The organism is Emticicia fluvialis, from assembly GCF_024793945.1.
In the GTDB taxonomy this organism is placed as follows: Bacteria; Bacteroidota; Bacteroidia; order Cytophagales; family Spirosomataceae; genus Emticicia; species Emticicia fluvialis.
Map to the genome: position 1 here is coordinate 29,600 of NZ_JANUSD010000005.1, position 25,039 is coordinate 54,638.

Below are 25,039 nucleotides of genomic sequence, written 5' to 3' on the forward strand. Positions count from 1 at the left end.
TTTATAATAGAAACCCTTTGAAAGTATCTGTGAAGTATCTTTTTATAATTACCTGCCCAAAGGTATAAAGAGTGGCCGTAATGAAGAATGTAAATCTTATAAAATGTTATCTGATTAAAAGTATCCCCCCAGATTTAGTTATTTTAGGTCGCTCAGGGAAGTATTCACTTTTATAGCTTACTACAAAGGCATACAGCATTGGAGCCATTATCTGCCCTTTGTAAGAGCCATCCCATTTATCAAATGGATCTAGAGACTGAAATATAATCTCACCCCAGCGGTTATAAATTTTCAGGTCGTAATCTGTGATATATTTATTAGGCGTTTCCAATACATCATTCACACCATCGCCATTGGGTGAAAAGGCCTCCGGAATAAAAAGGCGGGGGTCACATTTGTCTTCTACAACAATTTTATCGTCTGTGGTGCAGGTGTAAAGTTCTCCGCTTTGAGATGTAAAGTTATTGGTTACAAATGTAGTGTATGTGCTTTGCACATCAACGGTTATGGTTGGTGTTGTTTCATTCCTTGGCCTCCATAAATAGGTTGGGTCAACGGTATTTTGGGCTTTGGGGTCTAATAAAAGCGTAGCCCCTTCCCGAAAACAGGCATAAGCAGAATCTGCCAGATTAATTATTGGTGAGGGCTTAATGTTTATTTCATCTGTTACCGTAAACACATCACATTTCTCTCTTAACGAATTACCCAATATAGGTATATTCACCACCTTGCTTATTGCTGTCTCGGCATAAACTTCTACCGTCATTGTAATGGTGTATCGCCCGGGTTTTGTATAAATATGAGACACTTGCGTTCCTTTACCTTTTGTACCATCGCCAAAGTCCCAGCTTACTTCATTTTTCATGGGGCTGCAAATGCCTTTGGTTTCAAAAATAGTAGGTTGGTTCTGGCAGGTTCCTTTATAGGTAGCACTTAAGCCGTCTCCATCCTGCTGTGGCTTGGCATGTACTACGTTCGGAAGCCCCAACTTACTGGTACCTACCACATTAGGAGCCGTAGCCTGATTAAAAGAAATATAATTAACTACTGCCACATTGCTTGTTATCAATGCATCGGGTTGTGTTATATAGGCAATTTCTGTGCTGCCATCTACTGCCATGTAAATAAACCCACCCGTACCTGCATTGGTAGGCCCCATTTGCAAAGCCCCAAAAATATGAGTAGACGACTCTGCTATCTGTTTTTTCTGCTGGCTTATCTGGGCATCTGAACTTAAATTAAGATTTAACTGATACAAATAAGATTTTACTGTTGAGGATGGAGCTCCTCTGAGGGTATAATAAAGTTTTTCGCCATCCTGCGAAAACTCTACACCATATATTTTTGGGGGCGCATTGCCCAACTCAATGGTATGCACAAGTGTTAATACGCCTGTGGTAGCATTAATGCCATATACTTCTATATAATTTTTGCCGTCTTTTATATATGCTGTAGCCAGCTTACGTCCATTCGGAGATATTTTCATATATCCGCTTTCATCAGGTATTTTATTAGTAATTGGGGGTTGATTAACCAGATTAGAGCCAGTGGAATCAATTTTCAGTACTTTAAATTGTCCGGTAGTTTTATCCTGCGAATACACAAAGAACACCATGTTCTTTTTATCATCTTCAATACTTTTTGTTACGATTTGTTCTGTTGATGCCAGACTAACAGGAATATCGGTTTCAACAATTGCCCCCTGCCCACCATTACGGCGCATATCTACAATACTGTAAGACAGCCTGCCTGTGGTTTCGTTCATGGTGTACACATAATAAAGATGATGCGGACACTCATTGCAATTGCTTTTAGGAACAATTAGAGACGACTGTGTAGATGTATTAGTACCCGGCAATGAAGTAGCTGTAGCCGGTGGTGGCAGCTGAAAAGGTACGGGTTGGTCGTCTTTGCTGTATATTTTTACGCCATCGGTATACAATACCAGATCTCCTTTGGGGTCAAAAACCATAGCTACACCTTCGGGGGAGTCAATCGGATTACTTTGGGTTGACTGAACAGGTATGTAAACAGGGTTGTCCTGGTTTGGGGGTTCAAATAGGTCACCATTATCAGCCAGCGGGTCTCTGGGTACTACCGAAGTTGGGTTAATACCAAACTCAAGCGTTGCCCCTTTGCCGAAATACCACTTTTCAGCACCCCCTCCACCGGCAGATTGCATACAGAATTTTACATTGATTTTGGCTGTTCTTGAGCATTGTCCACTTGCATCAAAAACCTCAACAGAATAACAGCCAGATTTGGTAACATCAATGGTTTTGGTTGTCTCACCATTCGGAAACCATAAATACTTAACACCCGGGGGTTCAGGCGAGCCTTTTTCTAAAACGTTATATGGGTTTAAGGTTATGGTTTTACCATCACAAATGGTAGAGTCTTTACTGATTTGGCCTTTAAATGTGGGTTGAGTGGGTGGCTGGCTGATGGTAATCGTGCGGGTTACAGGTGCTTGTTGTACCCCTCCTTTTGTTCGGGTAAGAGTTACCGTATAGGTACCTGCTTGGTCATAAAGATGATTCGGATTACGCAAGTCAGACGTTTTGCCGTCACCAAAATCCCAAAGCCAGGCAGTAGAAAGCGGGTCTTCATCAAAAAAAATAGTGGGTTCGTTACAGTCAGCGGTTGTAGGGGTTCCTCCTGGCCCGGTAGAAGAAGCAGGCATACTTTTACATAGCTTCCCCCCTACGTAAAACGGATTCTGACCAAAGGCGATAGTTGATATACATGCTAATGTGGCTGTCAAAAAATAAATCCTTAGATTAGTACCTGTACCTGCCCACATAATTCATTATACATTTTGTAAGTACTGATTAAAACAGAAAGTTACGGTTTAATTCCAGAATTTTAACGATAGCCAACCCGTATTTATTTGATACCCTCAATAAAGATTAATAGCAAAATTGAGTTTTTTTTTGTTCTTTACACCAAACAATAGGGCATGCTCGTTACTTTATATATTAATATTAAAAAATTAGTAATTTCGCCCTGTACCCTTTTCGTAAAAACCGGGATTTTGCTGTAGTATGGATTTTTGCTTGGAAATACACCATTATCTCCTAACGGAACAGGCTATGAAAAAATTTTATTTACGAATAGTTCTCTTGTGCCTGGTTTGTTACAGTGGGCAGGCACAAGACCCGCAGTTTTCGCAGTTTTACGCTGCCCCTTTATATCAGAATCCGGCCTTTGCCGGTAGCGCTTTTGCTACCCGGTTAATAGCCAATTACCGTAACCAATGGCCCTCAATAACGGCCAATTTTGTTACGAGTTCTTTTTCTATAGACCACCACCTGCAAAGCCTGAATAGCGGTATCGGTTTAATTGTTACCAACGACTCACAAGGGCCCAACAGGCTTACCAGCACCGATATAAGCGCCATTTATGCGTATCAGTTAAAGATAGACGAAGATAATTTTCTAAGGCTTGGCCTGCAAGGGACTTACTCAAACAAAAGTATGAACTATCTGGGGCTTACTTTTGGCGACCAGTATGATGACAAAGGCCTTACCGGAAACCCCACAAATGACCCCTTCGGCCCCAATGGAAGCAATTTACCGAATATCAATATGGCCGACTTCAGCGCCGGGGCATTGTACTACAACAGTACATCATGGTTAGGCGTTACGGCACACCATATCAACCAGCCATCTTACACGTTTTTTGCTTCTGATGCCCCCAAGAGCGCTTTTTTACCCATGAAACTGAGCATCAGCGGAGGTGTAAAAATACCCATTGCTAATCCTTACTCTGGTGCGGCCTATTCAGACAAAGAGTTTTCGGTATCACCGGCGTTTTTGATTAAACGGCAAGGCAAATTTAACCAGCTTGATTTAGGGCTGTATGCCACCTATACTCCGCTTACGGTTGGGGTCTGGTATAGGGGGATTCCGATAAAAAAGAGGAACATCACCCCTACTAATCATGATGCCCTGGTTTTTTTGATAGGCGTAAGACAAGACAGCTTTTCTATCGGCTATAGTTATGACGTAACGATCTCAAGCCTGGGTGCCTCTTCCGGTGGTTCGCATGAAATATCGCTGGCTTATCAGTTTGAACCCGTTATTAAAAAACTAACACGTTATAAAAGAAATAAAAAGTCGCTGGCGTGTCCTAAATTTTAATACTTAAAACATCTGGCATTGGCCAAAGCGCTGCCAATAGCTGGTTTATTAGAATGATAACCACAAACTTTAAATACGGTATATCGGGCTTTAACTGAGGCATTTCAGATACTAATTTGGTTGCTGCCAAAAACGTAACTAAATGCCCGTTTTATTCTTTCCGATTAAAATTTCAATTCTTCATTAATACAAGCCTGTTTTTCTAAGTAAAAAGCTAAAAATTAAAAGAATATTTCGTTTTTTGGACAAACAGTTTGGCTTTTCAACCCAATTTTACATTATATTGCACTATATTTCTAAAACAAACCAAAAACAACTCTAAACATCTTATGAAACACAGTATTTGGCGTAAAAAGCCAATGTCTGCATATGAGGCAGATATTAAAAATAACCAACTCAAGAAGATAATGGGTAAGTGGAGTCTTACCGCAATTGGAATCGGGGGTATTATTGGAGGGGGTATATTTGTATTAACAGGTACTGCTGCTCATTACCATGCCGGGCCGGCATTAGCACTTTCGTTCATTATAGCGGGTATTGGTTGCGTTTTTGCTGCGCTTTGCTATTCTGAATTTGCTTCTATGCTTCCGGTTGAAGGCTCAGCTTATGCTTATGCCTATGGTACTATCGGTGAGCTATTTGCATGGATTATCGGATGGGGATTGATTTTGGAATATGCCATGGGGGCCATGACAGTGGCCGTAAGCTGGTCTGGTTACTTCAATAAGCTGGTTCATTTATTTGGTGTTGATATTCCTTACTATTTACGTAACGACCCCTGGTCGGCAGCATCTTATGCACAGGCGAACGGTCTGGAGCCGGTTGGTTTTGCATTCAATTTACCTGCTTTTATTATTACCTGGGTTGTAACCTGGATTCTCGTAAAAGGTATTAAAGAAGCAACTAATACCAATAACCTGATTGTAATTTTAAAGTTAGGTGCGGTTATTTTCGTAATTATTGCAGGCGCTTTCTTTATCAATTATTCAAATTGGGAGCCATTCATTCCTGAGCCAACTATGGTAATGCATGAAGACGGTATAGCAAAAGAAGCCTATGGCTGGAAAGGTATATTTAGTGGCGCTGCGGCTATTTTCTTTGCTTATATCGGTTTCGACGTAGTTTCTACCTCAGCCGGTGAAGCCATTAATCCTAAAAAAGACATTCCGTTTGCTATCATCGCATCGTTGTTAATCTGTACAGTATTATACATATTGGTTTCGTTGGTGTTAACCGGTATGCTTAATTATAACGACATTGTGGGTGATGCGCTTAAAGCTCCGGTGGCCTTTGCTTTCGATAAGGTAGGTCAACCCTGGGCTGTTTTCATAATTACCGCTGCGGCCACCGCAGGTTTAATCTCGGTAATGTTGGTGATGATGTTGGGTCAAACCCGGGTTTTCTTAGGTATGGCAAAAGACGGGTTATTACCTGATTTCTTTAAGCAAGTGCATACCACATGGAAAACACCATGGAAAAGCACCATTCTTGTAGGTCTTTTAGTTTCGTTAGTGGCCTCATTTACTCCTATCGGTATTCTGAGCGACATGACAAGCTTTGGTACCTTGTTTGCCTTTGCTATGGTTTGTCTGGCCGTTTTAATTCTGCGCTTCAGAGAGCCAAACAGAGACAGACCTTTCAAAACACCAATGGTGTATATAATAGGGCCATTAGGTATCGTGACAAACTTTGCCTTGATGCTTCTTTTAGACAGTAAAGCGCAGCAGTTTGCTGTTATCTGGATGCTACTAGGCTTAATTGTTTATTTCTTATACAGCCGGAATAAAAGCAATCTGAATAAATTATAAGCATTGTTTTGCTATAAAAAGGGTCGTTCTACCACAATGGAACGACCCTTTTTTCATTTTTAAGCTATTACCTACCTCCTGCTTTATATTATTTCTGAGGTTTGTTATTTAGTTTATTTACTCAATTGTTTTCGTAATTTTGCAAACATCATGATGCTCAGTATCATTGAGCATTTGTAGCTGTTTCTTTGATTGTTTATAATAAAATCTGTGACGGCATCAGTAGCCATAACGCCAGACAGTTGAGGTACCATGGTTAATCATTACCTGCACTGCTGGCTGCATATTGTTTTTATCTTTTAAACGTTGCTGCCTGGTCTATTAAATTTAACCTATGCGAAACACAAGGCTTGTTTTTTATTTGTTGCTGCTGCTTTTACCCTTTTTTGCTTTCCTGGTGATTTTTATCAGATACGGCCTAAATATTCCGTTTGAAGACGATATCGGGCTTCTCCGTTCTGTGTTAATAGACTTACCTGCTTTAAATGGAATAAAAGATAAAGTCCGGATATTTTTTATTCCGCAGAATGAACATCCAGTGGCTATTTTCAAATTTGCCATCTGGGCATATTACCATTTATTGGGTAATATCAACATCAAACACATCAATTTTATTGGCAACCTTATATTTTTAACTTCATTTGGCTTTTTTTTCCGACAACTCAAAATTTTAAAGATTTCTTGGCTTTGGTTAATCCCAATTCCTTATATTCTATTATCACTATACGCTTACGAAAACGCCCTGTGGGCTTTGTGTTCTTTTCAGCATACTGCCATAATAAGCTTCTTTTTATGGGGGTTTTATTTTTGTTTTTTCTATACCGAAACCTCAGGCAGGTTTTATGCAGGCCTGGTTTTACTGATTTGTGCCAGTTTCAGCAGTGGTAACGGCATTCTGGGCTTTATTACGGTTTTTATTATATTAATTTCTGAAAAACGTTTCAAAAGTGCTGCAATTATTGGCTTTGCGCTATTAATCACTAAATTTTGGATTCTTAACCGGCTGCCCTTTCATGAGCCGTTTCCTATAAAAGATATACTTAAATCTTTACTTATTTTAACCGGCTCTATAGTTCAAACCTCAAGCAAGCTATTTATTATCTATTTACTGGGCGGGTTTGTAATTGCCTTACTGCTAATTTTCTTAATTTATAGCTTCTTTGCCCGATTGGATCGCGAAAAACGATTGTATTACCTGCTTACCAGTGGGATTTGCCTTTTCGCTTTAGGTACATTTTTAGGATTATCAACTTTCAGAAATATTATTTCCTCCGATTTTCCGGATAGGTACAGAACCTATACGCAATTGCTCTGGATTACCCTGTACCTATATCTGATTCCTTTTCTGGTTCAGTTAAGAACCCGGAAATATATGTTTAGTGTCGCTTTACTGGGGGGCATGCTTTATTTTTGCCATTCTTTTTTTGCTGCACGCTCTAAGGCCCTGTTTTTTTACCATCAGAAACAGCTTATTTCGGTAAACTACCATTATTCTAATACAACCTCCTGTGGTTGTTATTACCGTAATTATTTCGATCAGACCCTACATACTTTAGCAGAAAGAAACATTTTCCATTTACCAGAGCCGGTGTATAGTTTGAATAAATTAAAAGAATTACCCGGTATTTTTAAGTTGAATGCCATGACTCTTAATTCTGAAACACTTTATATGGCATCAGAAAACAGTATTCTTACAAATGACGGAAACCTCTTTATTCTTTTACTTAACTCAGCAAACAAAAACGCATTGCTAGTGCCAGTAATGAGTCTGCGGAACACTGATAAAGTATCCTTATTATCAAACAGGACCTTTTTCAATGGTTTCAGAATGGTAATTCTTAAAAACTGCCTTCCTGAAGGTACTTATAAAGTTGCAGTAGCCGCCTGGAAAAAAAACGCCTTTGTCTTTACTGACTGCCAGTTAATATTTGATGCCAAAACACACAAAATTGTTAATAGTAAGGCACTTGTCCTCTAGTAAATTAGCATTCTCAGGCCAAATAAGCGATAGGGGTATTATGGTTTATTATACTTCATAAAGTCATTAAAAACCCCACTAAGAACGATTGGTCTTTCAATTACTTCATCGCATTTATTCGCTTGGCCATGTTATTTACCAGATTTGTATCTATTTTACTCAATAACCTTACGCTTTTTTCGATTTTCTCGCTTAATATTTCTAAATTTCAATTAATTTAGTTGAAGCCTGCCATTATTGTATTTTTCTGAGAATCATTAATTTTAAGAGGTCTGAAGATTCATTTTTTCGAGCAAGATAAATAACAACCATTTCGAAATGAGATTATCTGTATTTTCAATTATTATATGGTTAGCGTGTGTTTTTCCTTATAACTCTGACGCGCAAAGGTATTTATGCCACGGATTAGGTAATCTTGAGAGAGATGTTAATCATGGGTTGAATGTGATGAATAAAATGGTTGGAGCTGGTTGTAATTCAACATTACTGACAGTCTGGTGGGACAGGGTGTATCCAAAACCAAATTCTACCCCAGATTGGGCTCAATTAGATAACCAGATAAACCATGCTGTAAATAATCTGAAGATAAAAGTAGCCATCAGAATACATTTAGGCAGGCACATAGCAAGCATAAATGGGTTTTATACTCTGGAAGACGCCGTAACTGATTTTAAAGGCAAGCCACTAACCATGTATTATGATAATAACCACTTTAGCTTTGCGCACCAGCCCTCAGTTGAAAAAGCCGGTAGTTTCGTAAAGGAAGTGTGCGAGAGATATAAAAAATTACAACAACAAGGGCATATCATATTTATTTCGGTTGTCAATACCCCCACTCAGGAAATAGGCTATAACTATGATAACCAGCAATATCCTGCTGCGCCGTATCCGGCGGTTTTTGACCACTCCAAATGGGCAATGATTAAATGGATTGAATGGACAAAGTCTAAATACAAAACCATTAGAACACTAAATACCTACTGGAGAACCAGTTATAAAACTTTCGACGAAGTTGAACCTTATGTAAACTGGGGGAATATAAAAGACTCTTTTAATGGGCAACGAGGAAAAGACTGGTATTATTTCCGCCATTTAATGTTAAAGAATTATATTGATTATATGACCCGAACCATAAAAAGTGTTGACCCGGGTTATAATGTGGCTTGCGAGTATGGCGGGATAAGTGATGATTTAACCTTGCTCAGGGGTACGTTTGGATTTAAGGATTTGTCTGAAAATGTTGATATAATTAAAACCTCTACCGATGCATTTAGAGGAGACGGCATGCAGGGAGACCTGGTTATCAGTAATTTAAAGCCTAATCAGAAGTTTTATACCGAGGTTGCGCACTTTGATTTGCCCACGCCTGAGGCTTTGAGAAACTACGTAACACGGGCGGCTGAATATGGTTGTAATTTTATAATGCTTGGCGCCGACTACGACAACGGGAAGGATATAGAGAAAATTTTGCCCGCTGTATTTGAAGGGGTAAAGTGGATTAACAGGCCAACGCCACCAATTGTTTTTGCAGATACCATGAATTACAGGCTCTCGCAATTTATTGACAATCGAGAAGCAGTAGTAGATGATTGGAAAAAGCGCTCGGAAAACGGTAAAAAAAAGATAAAATTCAATTATGATGAAGATATCATTAACGAAAAACATGTAATTGACAACCCGTTGCCAGATATTGTATCTGGTAACCCTAATGAACCAACCAAACCTCCGGTTCAGGAAGGGCCAAATGATATTCCTACTGCCAATACAAATGCTTATACATTCAATGTTGTACTCGACGAGTCTTTTGTACTGCGTATCCCCAATAATCTTTTCGTTGACCCTGACGGATACATTGCTTACATTGAGTTAATTAATCCCCCGGGCTGGTTAAAATTCAACCAATTTGAATTCAGCTTTTATGGAAGGCCTACCGCTGCCGGCAAAACACCTGTGAAGTTACGTGTCTATGATAACATGGGGGCAAGCATTGAATCTGTAGTTTATTTTGATTGCGCTTTGCCTAATATTAATTTTGAGCTCATAAAAGCCACTTATTTTGAGAATCCGATTGAGAGCCGGGGATGGATTGACAATAATACCATTTTGTATGCTGAAAATCTGCCTGATAAATTGAATATTTTAGCCCGGTGCAATCTAAATTCGGTGATTTTTAAGTTCGAACTCAACGGTCCATATAAATTTGAACGAATTTCTGAACGGGTGCCACATAATTTGTTTGGTGAAGGCGAAATCAGAGGCATGAAATTCCCGCTTGGCAGGTATTCTCTCACGGCAAAAGTCTATCGAAACGACTCCCTTATCACTTCAAAAAGCATTCATTTTACTGTAAAATATTCTCTAGACGCATCTAAAAAGACACTGCCTGACTGGGTTGTTTATCCTAATCCTTTTCTGGACGTGTGCAATATAAAACTACCGGCAGAAGAGTCTTTTGATATGCTTGCCTTTACACTTATTAGCTCTTCGGGTAAAAGGATACCCGTATCAAAACAATACATACAATACGTAGACGGAGTTGCTTACATAGATATGGGCGCAATGGGAGTAATGGGAGGGAGCTACCTGCTCGAAGTCAGCAAGCCGGATATGGTTATAAAGCGTATCAGAGTAATAAAGATATAGCTAAATACCTGATTTACAGCGTTTTCAGGTAAAAATATCGCGTAGATAATAAAGGAATAAACTCTGGATTATACCCCATACGCAGGCGCTTAAAAGCATATTCAGAATAATTTCTTTCTTCTGATATCTGAAAGCAATAGCCAGTATGGCGCCTAAAATAGGGCTGAAAAATATAGGAGTAAGAAAGGATATACCAATAAGACCAAACCTGCGCCGTACTTTTATGGCCAATCTGTTAGACCTGGTAAATACCTTTTTTTTGGTTTTTCTACGGAAAATCTTTGAAAATACCTCACCAATATAATTACCAAAAAACGTTATCAGCGTTACTGTAATCATCATTCCGATAACCGAACAGACGGCTGTTTCTACCCAGGAAATTTTCAACGCCCAACCGGTTAATGGGCCCCCAAAGAACTTGAGCATACTAGCCAGAATTACCGATACATACTTAGCCACTTCCATTATCTGTATTCTTTTAAAAATAATTGCTTATCTATTTTTTATCAACTCTCAAACTTAAAAACAGGTTAGTATATTAACGCAGCAATTATCTATTTTGGTTTAAATTTATGAATAACATGTAAAGTAAAAAACTAAAGATTGAATCTTAATTTTTTCTTTATCTCTTCTCTGCATCATTCCAATTGCATTATTAGTAACAGTTAAAACAATCTGTTTTTTCTTTTTTAACCGAACTGTACTAAAAACACTATTAAAAAGTATAATACTTTTTAATAGTTGAAAAATAAAATAAGGGGCTCTGATATGCCAGAACCCCTGTACTTTATTAACAATTATTTCAAAGTAGCTAAAGCCGCCTTAACTCTTCCCATGGCTTCTGTAAGAGCTTCGTCTGATGCTGCAGTTGATATTCTCAAACATTTAGGCGCGCCAAACGAACCACCTCCTACCATAGCCACGTGTGCGGTTTCAAGCAACCACATACATAGCTGGTCGGCATCCTTAATAGTTACCTTGCCGTCAGATTTACCAAAGTAGTAACTTACGTCAGGGAACGCGTAAAATGCACCATCAGGCACGTTTACTTTCAAACCCGGGATATCTCTTAAAAGCTTAATAACCAATTCTCTACGACGCAGATACGCCTCCTTCATCATTTTCGGTGCCGACATGTCTTCCCATGCTACCACAGCACCGCGCTGAGATATTGAGCTGGTACCAGATGTAACCTGCCCTTGTAGTTTTTCAACACCGTCAGCAATCCATTTGGCCGCTGCAATGTAACCCAAACGCCAGCCGGTCATGGCAAAACCCTTGGCAAAACCATTCACAGTAATGACTCTGTCTTTAATTTCCGGAATAGACCCGATACTGAAATGGCCTTCGTCGGTAAAGTTAATGTACTCATAAATCTCATCAGCCAAAATAAATACGTTTTCATGATATTGTATCACTTTGGCTAAAGCTCTTAGCTCCGCTTCGCTATAAACAGACCCCGTAGGGTTGTTAGGAGAAGCATACATAACCACTTTTGTACGGTCTGTAATGGCTGCTTCCAGCTGCTCAGGCGTTACTTTGAAATCGTTTTCAAAGGCGCCCTCAACAATTACTGACTTTCCATCGGCTAGTTTTACCATTTCAGAGTAGCTAACCCAGTAGGGGGCTAATATGACTACCTCATCGCCCGGATTTACCAGACATTGTATTACGTTTGCTAATGAATGTTTTGCTCCTGTAGAAATTACAATATTTTCAGGTTTCCAATCCAGATTATTCTCACGCTTGAGCTTGTCTGCAATTGCTTTGCGGAGTTCAGGAATACCAGCTACTGGTGTGTAGTGGTGGAAACCATTATCGATAGCTGCCTTGGCAGCTTCACAAATGTGTTGTGGAGTTTTGAAATCTGGCTCTCCGACAGATAAATTAATGACTTTGTGCCCCTGGGCCGCTAATTCGCGCGATTTTTTCGACATACCAAGCGTGGCCGATTCCTCCAACGCATTGATTCTGTCAGCGAGTAAACTCGCTGTTTCAACTAATGCAGACATGATTTTTTGAAATGAAAAGTACAATAATTTTTTATCTTTCAATTACCGTAATTAGCTTCTTGATTGACAGCTAAGTACTTATAACTAAAATTCGGGTGCAAAATTAGTTTGTTTATAACAGAAATACCATTTTTTTCTACTGTTTTAAAAGTTACTGTGGTTTTATTACCTATAAAACCACAAAAAATCTGTTAAGACTATACTAAACAACAAAAAAGCGCCCTGCATCGGCTTGGATTCAGGGCGCTGTAACTATCCGGTTTTCTTATTGTTTTTTCTTGGCCAGTTTATCTTTAAAAACCTTCTCAAACTTCTCAACTTTTGGTCTTACCACCAATTGGCAATAAGGCTGCGAGCCGTTTTCATTGAAATAGTTTTGATGGTAGTCTTCCGCTACATAAAAATCCTTTTCAGGCTCAATAGCGGTTACAATAGGGGCCTTAAAAATACCGGAAGCGTTTAACTCTGTTTTGTATTTTTCTGCCAGCGCTTTCTGGGTATTGTCATGATAAAACACCACTGAGCGATACTGCGTACCGATATCATTGCCCTGGCGGTTAAGTGTGGTTGGGTCATGGGTTTTCCAGAAAACCTCAAGTAACTCTTCATAAGATATTTTCTTGGGGTCGTAAGTAATCCGCGTAACCTCTACATGGCCTGTTGTACCTGTACAAACCTCTTTATAGGTAGGGTTTTTGGTGGTTCCACCCATATACCCTGATTCTACCTTTATAACACCTTCAAGCCTCTGAAAAACGGCTTCAACACACCAGAAACATCCGGCACCAAAGGTGGCAACGGCTTTATCAAGCACTACTTCTTCGTTCATTTTCTTTTCTTTTTTGTTGATTTTATATCCTGATAGGGCCATAACTCCAATTATGACTCCCAGCATTGCTATTGATAGTATCCTCATTATTTAACAGTTTTTCTTGATTGAACGTTTTAATTAATAAACGAAATATTTAACATTTCAGTTTATTAATTTAGAAAATGTATTTCTGATATTAGCATACCTTATTGTATTTCTTTAATTGCCTTTTTATGAACAAAATAGATATTCAGGATTTCCTATCTGATAAACCCGGAAAGTTTTCAATCAGTGCAACCAAAACCAAATGTAAGAACTTTTACGAAGACAAAGTAGATTATGAAAAATCTCTTGCAGAAATGCATAAGCAGATGGATGAGTTACAAAGTTTAATGTATGCCCACAACAGATATGGTCTGCTTGTGATTTTACAGGCAATGGATGCCGCAGGGAAAGACGGCACCCTTAATGCTGTTTTTTCAGGCGTTAATCCACAGGGTTTAAAATGTCATTCATTTAAAAGACCTACTGAAACAGAGCTGGAGCATGATTATCTGTGGCGAACCAACCTGCAATTGCCTGAAAGAGGCAGTATTACGGTCTTTAACCGTTCTTATTATGAAGAGGTATTGATAACCAAAGTTCACCCTGAAATATTAAAAAATAACCAGCGCCTGCCCGAGGAATTAACCGACGACATGGACAAACTCTTTAAAAACAGATACGAAGACATTAAAAATATGGAAGCCTACCTGCACAGAAATGGGGTACGGGTAGTAAAACTTTTTCTTAACGTTTCTAAAGAAGAACAAGCCCAAAGGCTTATTGAACGCATAAAAGACCCATCAAAAAACTGGAAATTTGATGAAACCGATGTAAAAGAACGCGGTTTCTGGAAAGCGTATCAACATGCCTACGAAGACCTAATCAACGCCACAGCCACAGAAAAATGCCCCTGGTATGTGGTTCCGGCTGATGATAAAAAAAATATGCGGCTCATTGTTGCTTCAATAGTAATAAAAGAGTTACAAAAGCTTAAAATGGCCTATCCGGATACAACTGAGGCTCAACAACAGGCACTTAAAAAACTGATTGATATCATTCAATCGCAATAGAATCATGCACTTCGTATTACTATAACCATACTAACTAAAGGCGCATTTTTATGCCCCATTTTATCAGCAATTCAGGTTTTTTGAAAGTATTAATACATCAAAAAATCAGTATTGCGTTTATTTTATAATTTTGTACTGAAATTAAGAATCCGGAAATTTAATTCGGTCCGTTTACTATATACAAAAAATTGCCCTGTGGAAGTAAAAGAGTTACTGAAAATATATAGTGAAGACAGTTTCATTCAAACTGCCATTGAAAACATAAAGTCAAACAATGTTCTGCAACTGAAAGGGCTTTCCGGAAGTTTAGACGCCGTTTTTGCAGCTGTTTATTACCAAAATAACCCGCAGCACAATGTTTTTATTCTGAACGATAAAGAAGATGCAGCCTATTTCTACAATGATTTACAGAATCTGCTGGGCGAAGAAAATGTGTTTCTTTTTCCGATGTCATATAAAAAACCTTATGAATATGAAGAAATAGATAATGCCAATGTACTGCAAAGAGCTGAAATTCTGAATCAACTCAATAATGATAAGGCAAACCTGCTGATTGTTACCTACCCTGAGGCACTGTCAGAAAAAGTAATCAATAAGAAATCGCTCATTGCCAATACTTTACAACTTAAAACCGGTGATACCCTTGACATTACATTTATTGCCGAGCTACTCATTTCGTATGATTTCGAAAAGGCCGACTTTGTGTATGAACCGGGGCAATTTTCGGTTCGCGGGGGTATAGTTGATATCTTCTCTTTTGCTTCAGAGTACCCCTGCCGTATTGAACTTTTCGGCGATGAGATAGACAGCATCCGCTTGTTTAATCCTGAGTCTCAACTTTCAGTTCAAACCGTTAGCCAGATTAACATAATACCTGATGTACAGAACAAACTGATTCAGGAAACCCGCGAATCATTCTTTAGCTTTATTCGTCAGACAAGTATTATTTGGACAAAAGACGCATCGTTCTGTTTTGAAGTAATTGATGAGTGTTTTCAGCAGGTAGAACAGCACTTTCAGCAGATTCTGGCCAAGAGCGGCGGCATACGAGTAATAGAAACACCCGAGGCATTATTTGAAACCCGCAGGGGAGTGCAGAACGAATTTAAGAAGTTTAAATTAATTGAATTTGGAACCAAAAATTATTATAAAGACGCCGAAAAATTAACTTTTCAGAGTAAAAATCAGCCTTCATTTAATAAAGATTTTAAACGCCTGACAGACAACATCAAAGAAAACCAGGCGCGCCATTTTACTACTGCTATTACGGCAGAATCAGTAAAACAACTTAGCAGACTAAATTCAATTTTTGATGAAATTGACCCTTTCACCAAATTTCAATCGCTTCAGATTTCGCTACGCAGTGGTTTCATTGATGAACAAACCAAAGTAGCCGTTTATACCGACCATCAGATATTCGACCGTTACCATCGTTTCAAAGTCCGCGACAAGTTCAGCAAAACTAAAGCGCTGACAATGAAGGAGTTAAAGTCTCTGCAAACAGGTGATTTTGTAACTCATATTGATTACGGTATTGGCCGGTTTGCCGGCCTGGAGAAGGTAACGGTAGGCGACAAAGAGCAGGAAGCCGTAAGACTTATATACCGCGATAACGACATTCTGCTGGTTAATATTCACTCTCTGCACAAGATAGCCAAATACTCTGGCAAAGAAGGTGCCCCGCCAACCATGAGTAAATTAGGCTCAGCTGAGTGGGAAAACAAGAAGTCGAGAGTCAAAAAGCAGGTAAAAGACATTGCCAAAGAGCTGATAGCGCTGTATGCCAAACGCCGTATGGCGCCGGGTTTTGCGTTCTCAAAAGACGGATTCATGCAGGCCGAGCTGGAATCCTCATTCTTTTATGAAGATACCCCAGACCAGGCCAAAGCTACCAGCGATGTAAAAGAAGACATGGAAAAACCGTATCCGATGGATAGGCTGGTATGCGGAGATGTAGGCTTTGGCAAAACAGAAGTGGCCATCCGGGCGGCCTTTAAAGCTGTAGCCGATAGCAAGCAGGTGGCTGTACTGGTACCTACAACTATTCTGGCCATGCAACACCACAAAACATTTGCCGAACGCCTTGCCAAATTGCCTGTAACTGTTGACCAGATAAGCCGGTTCAGAAGTGCCAAAGAGGTTGCTGAAACACTTAAAAAGCTTAAAGAAGGCAAAATTGATATACTGATCGGCACTCACCGAATACTGAACAAAGACATTGAGTTTAAGAATTTAGGCCTGCTTATTATAGACGAAGAACAAAAATTTGGTGTAAAAGCCAAAGACAGACTTAAAGAACTGAAGTTAAATGTAGATGTACTTACGCTTACAGCCACACCTATACCTCGCACACTGCATTTTTCATTACTGGGGGCAAGAGATTTATCTGTTATTTCAACGCCTCCGCCCAACAGGCAGCCTGTAACAACAGAGGTGCATGTTTTTAGAGAAGAAATGATTCGTGACGCCATCAGCTATGAACTCAAACGCGGTGGGCAGGTCTATTTTGTTCATAACAGGGTTAATGATATTGAATCTATTGCCAATATCATCTTAAGACTGGTACCAGATGCCAAAATTGGCATAGCTCATGGGCAAATGGAAGGTGACAGGCTTGAAAAAGTAATGATGAAGTTTGTTGAGGGCGAATATGACGTGCTGGTTTCTACCAACATTATTGAATCGGGGCTTGATATTCCAAACGCTAATACTATCATTATCAATCAGGCGCAGAATTTCGGCATGTCAGACTTGCATCAAATGAGGGGCAGGGTAGGGCGTTCAAACCGTAAAGCCTTCTGTTATCTGCTTACGCCACCTATGTCTGTTTTATCAAGTGATGGCCGAAAAAGACTTCAGACATTGGAAGAGTTTTCTGATTTGGGCGATGGATTTAAGGTTTCTATGCGTGATTTAGACATCAGAGGTGCCGGAAACCTGCTCGGTTCCGAGCAAAGCGGGTTTATCAATGATCTGGGCTACGAAACCTATCATAAAATTCTGGATGAAGCTGTGCAGGAGCTGAAAGAAACCGAGTTTAAAGACCTATTTATGAAGGAATTGACGGCTGCAACTGCAGATTTGCGTTTGCCAGACTGCCAGATTGAGACAGATTTGCAGATAATTATACCAGAAAATTACGTGAGTAATATATCTGAACGCCTTTCGTTGTATAATCAGCTTGATAACATCGAAAAAGAAGAAGAATTATCAGCTTTTCAGACATCCCTTATCGACCGGTTCGGTCCTATGCCACAAGAAGTACAGAATCTTGTTAAAATGGTAAGAATCAGATGGAAAGCCGAGCAATTAGGTTTCGAAAAATTAACTTTAAAAAACAATATCTTAAAATGTTATTTCGTTTCCTCTGAGAAAACGGAGTATTTCCAGGCAGATAAATTTGGTAGGATTCTGGATTACATAAAAAACAACCCTAAAAAGTGTTCTTTGAAGGAATTGAAATCAAAACTTCTTTTTACAGTAGAAAATTTACATACTATTGATGATTTAGATATACTTTTAAGTAAGTTTGTTGGAAAAGATTGACCTTTCTTTCAGTTTTGCGGAACAGTATATGAAGATATTAACGCCAAATAACCTATTTTTGCAAAACGAATTCTATTAACACAAATCATTTTTACAATGAAAAGAATACTTTTTAGTTCGATTACAGGAGCATTAGCCCTGTCGCTTGTCCTAAGTGGTTGTTCGAGCAAAAAAAGAACCAGTATTGATCCGGGGCGTAACAGTAATGCAACAGGTATAGCATACGCAAAAGAAAAAAAAGGTAGAAAAGCGAGGAGAGGGCCGGCAAATGAAGGTTTTCAGGTGAATTCGTTTAAAGGGCAGCCCGCCGGGCCTAACCTGGTGTATATTGAAGGAGGACGCTTTACAATGGGTACTGTTGAAGAAGACATTGCATACTCTCGCGATAACCTTGAAAGAACAGTAACGGTATCTTCTTTTTATATGGACGAAACCGAGATTTCAAACCTCAACTGGCTTGAGTATCTATACAGTGTTCAGAGAGATTCTTCACAGGAGTTTTATGAGTCTGCCTTGCCCGATACCACTGTCTGGATGAATAAACTCTCTTTTAATGACCAATATACTGAACAATATCTAAGATACCCCGGTTTCAGATTGTATCCTGTTGTGGGTGTAACATGGGTACAGGCTTCTGATTATTGTAAATGGAGAACCCGCGCAGTTAATAGCGAAATGGCCATGCGTGCTGCTCCAAAAACCAGAAAAAACCGAAGAAACCCAACAACACAGGCTCCACAAGCCAGAGTTGAAAGCCGTTTAGCCATTGAAACCGGAAACGTACTGCCTAGTTATCGGCTTCCGACAGAGGCTGAATGGGAATATGCAGCCAAAGCTATGGTGGGTACACAATACATGGACGAGAACCAATCTAATCAGCGCATTTATCCCTGGGATGGTTCATCTTTGCGTACACCTAAAGGTAGCAAGAAAGGAGCTATGCTGGCCAACTTTAAAAGGGGCAGGGGTGACTTCGCCGGTATAGCCGGCCGCAGTAACGACGGCGGTATCATTACGATGGAAGTTTACGATTTTCCTCCAAACGATTTTGGTTTGTATAACATGGCTGGCAATGTGAACGAATGGGTTATTGACCTGTACAGACCTAACTCATTCCAGGATGTGAACGATTTGAACCCTATCAGACGTAATGATTACATGGATGAAGAAAGCCTTTACGACAAGAAAGGATTTAATACCCTGATTGATAATAAATTACGTGTTTATAAAGGAGGTTCGTGGAACGACGTTGCCTATTGGTTGTCGCCGGGTACGCGTCGTTATTTAGACCAGGACTCTGCCACTGCTACCATTGGTTTCCGTTGCGCAATGATTGCAATCGGACCTAAAGGAAAACGTAAGTTATAAGCTCATTATAAGCAAGTTATATTGATTTTTGAACCTTGGCTGGCCGCCAAGGTTTTTTTATTCCCTATCAACCCCCGATTCGTTTTGCTACAGCCAATTCTCAGTCGGCAGCAGCGAGTGTAATTATGGCAATTTCAGAGCATCCTCCGTCTAATAAAGACTGTCCGAAAGATTCTATCGTGGCACCCGTCGTCAGCACATCATCAACAATCGCAATTTTCTTACCCTTTATCTTTTCGGTATCGTCTATATCAAAAACATTCTGTGCATTCGTGAAACGTTCAAACCGGCTCTTGTTGGTTTGAGTAGTGGTGCTGATCAATTTTTTTGCAACTGCTGTATCGTACGGAACACCAAGTGCGTTTGATAATCCTTCGGCTATACAGTTGGCCTGATTATAGCCACGCTGTTTCTCTTTTTCTTTATGCATCGGCACACCTATAATCAAATCTATTTTTTTATCAAACCCTGCTGCTTTTAAATCCCGTCCATAAAGCTCGCCCAACAAAACACCCAGCTCTGGTTTGTTTTTGTATTTCAGCTGATGCAACAAGCGTTGCACTTTTCCCTTTTTAGAAAACCTTACAAAAGAAATTGTAAATGCAACATTGAGTTTTCCCCAGAATCTTTTTTCTATATCAACGTTGGGCTTTAGGTGTGTATAGGTTCTGGGTAAATCTATAAGGCATTTAGTACAAATCAGTTTTTCTCCACCCAAAAGTGTATCACCACAAGATTCACACGTTTTCGGATAGATTATATCTACCAAATGATTTACCCATTTCATAAGCTTTCATTAAGTTTGTAAATAAATAGAATTGTGCATGACAGACGATGTTAATTTAAAAGAAAACTGGCAAACATTATTAATGTTTCTGAAACAAAATCTGGGAAAAAAACCAGTCGACCTCAATGGTGTATTGTTTATAATTGGTGTACAGGAGTTAGGGAAAGGCAAAAAATTCTTTACAAAAGAAGAAAAACAGGATTTAATGCACATAGCTATTTGCAAAGTATTAAGTTATGGTGGATATTACGTACTCGATGGGGTAGATGCTGAAGGCTGGCCTCATTGGAAACTTATAAAACCTTTACCTAATTTTGACTTACTGGCGCAGGAAAACCTGTTGAAACATTTTGTGATAGAGTATTTCAGAACCGAAGTCGGACTACATATATGAAAATTATCAGCTACAATGTCAATGGCATACGTGCCGCCATCAATAAGGGATTATTAGATTGGCTAAAAATTACTCAACCTGATGCTATCTGTTTACAAGAAATTAAGATTTCTGAAACAGAACTAATTGCCCCGGCATTTGAAGAATTAGGCTTTCATTGCTACTGGTTTCCTGCACAGAAACGTGGCTATAGCGGCGTTGCCATACTAACAAAAATAAGGCCTAAGCACGTTGAATACGGCATAGGCATAGCTGAGTATGACTTTGAAGGCCGGGTTATCAGGGCAGACTATGATAATTTCTCATTATTATGCGCCTATTTCCCTTCCGGAACTACCGGCGATATAAGGCAGACAATAAAAATGAAATTTCTGGATGATTTTTTCATTTACGTACAAAAACTAAATGAGGTTATTCCAAACCTGATTGTGAGTGGCGACGTGAACATTTGTCATACAGAAATAGACATTCATAATCCGAAATCCAATGCCAATTCTTCGGGTTTCTTACCAGAAGAACGCGCCTGGGTTGGCAAATTTATTGAGAACGGTTACATTGATACCTTCCGTTTCTTTAATAAAGACCCTCATCATTATACCTGGTGGTCATACAGGGCAGGGGCTAGGGTCAAGAATCTTGGCTGGCGTATTGATTACCACTTTGCCTCAAAACCTATGGAAGCACATCTGAAGAGCGCTCTCATCCATCCTGATTTACATTGCTCTGATCACTGCCCGATAGAACTTTGTATCGATTTTAATTAAAAATCTAGTGCATATACGTAGGTATTCGGGAATATTCAATATTAATATTAAATAAATTGAATATTCCCTTTCACTAAAAAGAGCAAGTTTCCGTTAAAATATAGTAAATTAGATTTATTGAGTCGTTGCAAATAGAAACTCCTTAACTTTTTCATACTATGTCGGGTACTGTTAAAGCTCTTTTCGAAAAAATTGATGAGTACAAGCGTCGGTATTATAAGAATCTTTTAATTAAAGGTTCATTAATTACTTTAGGTTTATTGCTCAGCTCTTTTTTGTTGCTCAATACCATTGAGTACTTCGGCCGTTTCAATTCTTTTGTAAGAGGGGCTTTACTACTGCTCTTTGTTGGAGTTACCATTTACTCGCTTATCTTCTGGGTTATCAAACCCATTATGTATCTGCTACATCTGAACGAACCACTTACTTATGAAAAAGCCGCTCAAGAAATCGGAAAGTTTTTTCCGGAGGTAGGGGATAGGCTCCTCAATACACTTCAGTTAGCACGGTTTTCAGAGAAAGACAACGCTCTGTTGCAGGCAAGTATTAATCAGAAATCGCAGGATTTGAAATTTGTTCGCTTTGCCGATGCTATCAAATTCAGTGAAAACAAGAAATACCTCAAGTACGCACTGCCACCGCTGGTTCTGATTTTATTGATAGCTGCTGTTTCTCCTAAATTTTTCAGGAGCAGCACTGAGCGGATTGTGTATTTTCAGAAAGAGTTTGCCGAAGAAGCACCATTTAAATTTGAGATAACCAACGATAAACTAAAAGCCATAAAAAATGAAGATTTTATATTAAATCTCAAACTCATTGGTAATGCCATACCAGAAGCTGTATACCTGGTGGCCAATGACAGAAAGTTTAAAATGAACTCAATCGATAACAAAACCTATTCTTTTACTTTTTCAAAGGTACAGAACGCTGTCGATTTTCATTTTCTTGCCTCCGGCTATAAGTCTAACCAGTTTGAGCTGGAGCTGGTTAGTAGGCCTAACTTATTATCTTTTGATGTTAGCCTAAATTACCCTGCTTACCTGAATAAAGCCAACGAAAATTTCAATAACGTGGGTAATCTGGTAGTTCCGGAAGGTACCACAATACAATGGAATTTAAAGGCTGCCAATACAGACTCCTTATTTTTGAGTTTTAACAATGAAGGCAAAGTACATGCTAAAGATGGTTTTGGAGACAATTTTTCTTATGTAAAGCGCCTCAAAAACTCAGTTTCTTACCAGATTCAATTAAAAAATGAATTTAGTAGTAACCGGGAAAACGTTGACTTTTACATAAATGTAATTCCGGATAAGTATCCACAAATACAACTGGAGCAGTTAAGAGATTCTACATTATTCAATTATATTGTTTTAGGCGGAAACATTACCGATGATTACGGACTGTCGCAGTTTAAATTATTCTATAAGACTGTCAGAGACAATAACAAAAGTGAGGTTTTTCAACCATTAGACGTTGCCTTTAACAAATCGCAGGTTTCGCAGAGTTTTTATTACCAGCTACCTTTAACGGATTTAAAGCTGAATCCTGGTGATAAAGTTGAATATTACTTACAGCTATGGGATAATGACGGAATTAATGGCTCTAAAAGCTCAAAAACGCCCGTTATGACACTTTCTCTGCCATCTACTAAGCTATATGATGCTGAGATAGAAAAAGCTACTGAGAAGACCGAAAATATGCTTGAGAAAATAACTGAGAAGTCGAAGAAATTAAAAAATGAGCTGAATACCCTTGAAAACCGGCTTAAGAGCAAAAAAGACCTTGATTTTCAGGAGAAAAAACAATTGGAAGAGCTACTCAGAAAGCGTGATGACCTGGTTAATGAATTAAAAGCATTGCAGGAGCAGTTTGACAGTATGCAGGATAAAGCCAATCGTTTCCAACAACAAAGCCCACAGATGCAGGAAAAAATGCAGCAGTTGAAAAAACTGATGAATGAGCTAATGAATGATGAGTCGAGCAAAATGTATGAAGAGCTTAAAAAATTGCTTAATAAAGACATGGACGAAAAAACCATTGAGCAATTGGAAAAACTAAAAAACAAAGAGCGGAATATGGATAGGGAAATTGACCGCACTTTAAAGTTATTTAAACAATTACAATTGCAACAAAAAGTTGAAAAAGCCGCTCAGGAATTAGAAAAACTTGCCGACAAACAGGATAATCTTGCTGATGAAACAAAGAAACAGGAAGAACCTGATAAGGGGAATCAGGATGAAAACAAGGATAAAGATTTAAAAGAAGAGCAGGAGGATCTGAATAATGAGTTTGACGATATGAAAGAAAAGATGGAAGATATAGATAAACTCAGTAAAGAATTAAAAAAGGACCTTGATACAAAAAAAGAAGAGCAGGAAGAAATATCTAAAGAGCAGAAAAACGCCAGTAAACAGCTTGAGCAAAAGCAGAAATCATCGGCATCAAAGAGCCAGAAAAAGGCTGCCTCAAAAATGAGACAAATGGCCAGGCAGATGTCGGAAGAAATGCAGAGTGCTGAAATGCAGGAAATGGATGAAGACCTGGATGCCATGAGAGCCATACTGGAAAACCTGGTAAAACTGTCTTTTGACCAGGAAAGCCTAATGAAGAACTTCCGCACCATGACAGTCTCTGACCCCCGTTTTGTGAAATTATCGCAAGACCAGTTAAAACTACAGGATGACGCCAAAATTATTGAAGACAGCCTTTATTCATTAGCCAAACGTGTGTTGCAGATTCAATCGTTCATTACCAAAGAAGTTACTACCATGCGTAATTCGATGGATGAAAGTGTGAAGTTTATCAAGGAACGTAAACTGAATGTGGCATCGGCCAAGCAGCAATTTGCCATGACATCCATTAATAATCTGGCGTTGATGCTGAGCGATACCTTTAATCAGATGCAGCAAATGATGGCCAACGCCATGCCTGGAAGCGGTAAAAAAGGAAAGAAGAATCAGAAGCCATCTCAAATGCCACTAGGAGAAATGCAACAAAAGCTAAACCAGGGTATGGAAAAAATGGGGCAGGGGCAAGGAACAGGCAGGCAGATGTCTGAAGAAGCAGCACGTCTGGCACAGGAACAAGCCAGATTAAGAAAGATGATTCAACAATTACAAGAAGACCTGAAAGGAACAGAAGCTGGCAAAAAACTCGGTAATGAATTAAAGGACCTTGAGAAGAAGATGGATGAAAACGAAACAGACCTTGTAAATAAAAAAATAAACCCTGAATTAATAAGACGGTCAAAGGATATCCAGACCCGTTTATTGGAAGCTGAAAAAGCCATTAAACAACAGGAAGAAGACCCGAATCGTCAGTCGCGTACGGCGCAACAATTTAATCGGCCGGCTCCACCATCTATGGAGAAATTCTTACAAGAGAAAATAAAACAGGTAGAACTTATCAGAACAGTTCCTCCTAATTATACACCCTTTTATAAGAAACAAACGGATAATTATTTCAGAAAAATCAAGTAATTATATTTATTTGTACCTTTGCAAGGGCGCTCTAAGGGGTGTCCTTTTTTATGAGACACTATATTATTGAACTTATTACCCTTTTTATTAATTAAGTAATCACAGTTATAAAAATTTCAAATAGCTGTTTCACGTGGAACATGAAATTTAAATCTTAAATATTTCATTTGAATATAATGTTTCACGTGAAAC

15 protein-coding genes are annotated in these 25,039 nt (G+C 39.0%); 10 read left to right on the top strand and 5 right to left on the bottom strand.

What is annotated here, in order from left to right:
* Positions 1 to 106: 106 nt before the first annotated feature.
* Positions 107 to 2,764, bottom strand: coding sequence for a PKD domain-containing protein (locus NZ848_RS07210; protein ID WP_259014945.1), 2,658 nt, complete (start codon positions 2,762 to 2,764; stop codon positions 107 to 109).
* A 328-nt stretch (positions 2,765 to 3,092) separates the two neighbouring features.
* Here NZ848_RS07210 and NZ848_RS07215 point away from each other — a divergent pair, with 328 nt between their 5' ends.
* The 4 genes from NZ848_RS07215 to NZ848_RS07230 all read left to right on the top strand — a co-directional run bounded on the left by NZ848_RS07215 (position 3,093) and on the right by NZ848_RS07230 (position 10,571).
* Entirely contained in the window at positions 3,093 to 4,142 is a 1,050-nt protein-coding gene (locus NZ848_RS07215; protein ID WP_253531794.1) for a PorP/SprF family type IX secretion system membrane protein, read from the top strand.
* A 329-nt stretch (positions 4,143 to 4,471) separates the two neighbouring features.
* Positions 4,472 to 5,950, top strand: coding sequence for an APC family permease (locus NZ848_RS07220; RefSeq protein WP_253531792.1), 1,479 nt, complete (start codon positions 4,472 to 4,474; stop codon positions 5,948 to 5,950).
* 334 nt (positions 5,951 to 6,284) lie between these two features.
* The gene (locus NZ848_RS07225) at positions 6,285 to 7,928 is read left to right on the top strand and encodes a hypothetical protein (protein ID WP_259014946.1); all 1,644 of its coding nucleotides are present in this window, start codon (positions 6,285 to 6,287) and stop codon (positions 7,926 to 7,928) included.
* Between the two features lie 318 nt (positions 7,929 to 8,246).
* Positions 8,247 to 10,571 (top strand): beta-galactosidase, encoded by a 2,325-nt coding sequence (locus tag NZ848_RS07230; protein ID WP_259014947.1) that lies wholly within the window; start codon positions 8,247 to 8,249, stop codon positions 10,569 to 10,571.
* Between the two features lie 24 nt (positions 10,572 to 10,595).
* Here the strand turns inward: NZ848_RS07230 and NZ848_RS07235 are convergent, their stop codons facing one another.
* The 3 genes from NZ848_RS07235 to msrA all read right to left on the bottom strand — a co-directional run bounded on the left by NZ848_RS07235 (position 10,596) and on the right by msrA (position 13,412).
* Positions 10,596 to 11,036, bottom strand: a complete 441-nt coding sequence (locus NZ848_RS07235) for a small multi-drug export protein (protein WP_101724914.1) — start codon at positions 11,034 to 11,036, stop codon at positions 10,596 to 10,598.
* A 332-nt stretch (positions 11,037 to 11,368) separates the two neighbouring features.
* Positions 11,369 to 12,583, bottom strand: a complete 1,215-nt coding sequence (locus tag NZ848_RS07240) for a pyridoxal phosphate-dependent aminotransferase (RefSeq protein ID WP_101724913.1) — start codon at positions 12,581 to 12,583, stop codon at positions 11,369 to 11,371.
* A gap of 265 nt (positions 12,584 to 12,848) precedes the next feature.
* Positions 12,849 to 13,412, bottom strand: a complete 564-nt coding sequence (msrA, locus tag NZ848_RS07245) for a peptide-methionine (S)-S-oxide reductase MsrA (RefSeq protein ID WP_259015095.1) — start codon at positions 13,410 to 13,412, stop codon at positions 12,849 to 12,851.
* A 215-nt stretch (positions 13,413 to 13,627) separates the two neighbouring features.
* Between msrA and NZ848_RS07250 the strand changes: the two genes are divergently transcribed.
* The 3 genes from NZ848_RS07250 (at position 13,628) to gldJ (ending at position 19,423) form a co-directional block, all read left to right on the top strand.
* The gene (locus NZ848_RS07250) at positions 13,628 to 14,509 is read left to right on the top strand and encodes a PPK2 family polyphosphate kinase (RefSeq protein WP_259014948.1); all 882 of its coding nucleotides are present in this window, start codon (positions 13,628 to 13,630) and stop codon (positions 14,507 to 14,509) included.
* A 195-nt stretch (positions 14,510 to 14,704) separates the two neighbouring features.
* Positions 14,705 to 18,055 (top strand): transcription-repair coupling factor, encoded by a 3,351-nt coding sequence (mfd, locus tag NZ848_RS07255; RefSeq protein ID WP_259014949.1) that lies wholly within the window; start codon positions 14,705 to 14,707, stop codon positions 18,053 to 18,055.
* Between the two features lie 96 nt (positions 18,056 to 18,151).
* The gene (gldJ, locus tag NZ848_RS07260) at positions 18,152 to 19,423 is read left to right on the top strand and encodes a gliding motility lipoprotein GldJ (protein WP_259014950.1); all 1,272 of its coding nucleotides are present in this window, start codon (positions 18,152 to 18,154) and stop codon (positions 19,421 to 19,423) included.
* 100 nt (positions 19,424 to 19,523) lie between these two features.
* Here the strand turns inward: gldJ and NZ848_RS07265 are convergent, their stop codons facing one another.
* Positions 19,524 to 20,210, bottom strand: a complete 687-nt coding sequence (locus tag NZ848_RS07265) for a ComF family protein (protein WP_259014951.1) — start codon at positions 20,208 to 20,210, stop codon at positions 19,524 to 19,526.
* Between the two features lie 37 nt (positions 20,211 to 20,247).
* Between NZ848_RS07265 and NZ848_RS07270 the strand changes: the two genes are divergently transcribed.
* From NZ848_RS07270 to NZ848_RS07280, 3 genes are all read left to right on the top strand, one after another.
* The gene (locus NZ848_RS07270) at positions 20,248 to 20,604 is read left to right on the top strand and encodes a hypothetical protein (protein ID WP_101724905.1); all 357 of its coding nucleotides are present in this window, start codon (positions 20,248 to 20,250) and stop codon (positions 20,602 to 20,604) included.
* On the top strand, positions 20,601 to 21,368 hold the full coding sequence (locus NZ848_RS07275) for an exodeoxyribonuclease III (protein ID WP_259014952.1): 768 nt from the start codon (positions 20,601 to 20,603) through the stop codon (positions 21,366 to 21,368). Before NZ848_RS07270 ends, NZ848_RS07275 begins: the two co-directional genes overlap by 4 nt.
* Before the next feature lie 158 nt (positions 21,369 to 21,526).
* Entirely contained in the window at positions 21,527 to 24,847 is a 3,321-nt protein-coding gene (locus NZ848_RS07280) for a DUF4175 family protein (protein WP_259014953.1), read from the top strand.
* The last annotated feature ends 192 nt before the right edge of the window (positions 24,848 to 25,039 follow it).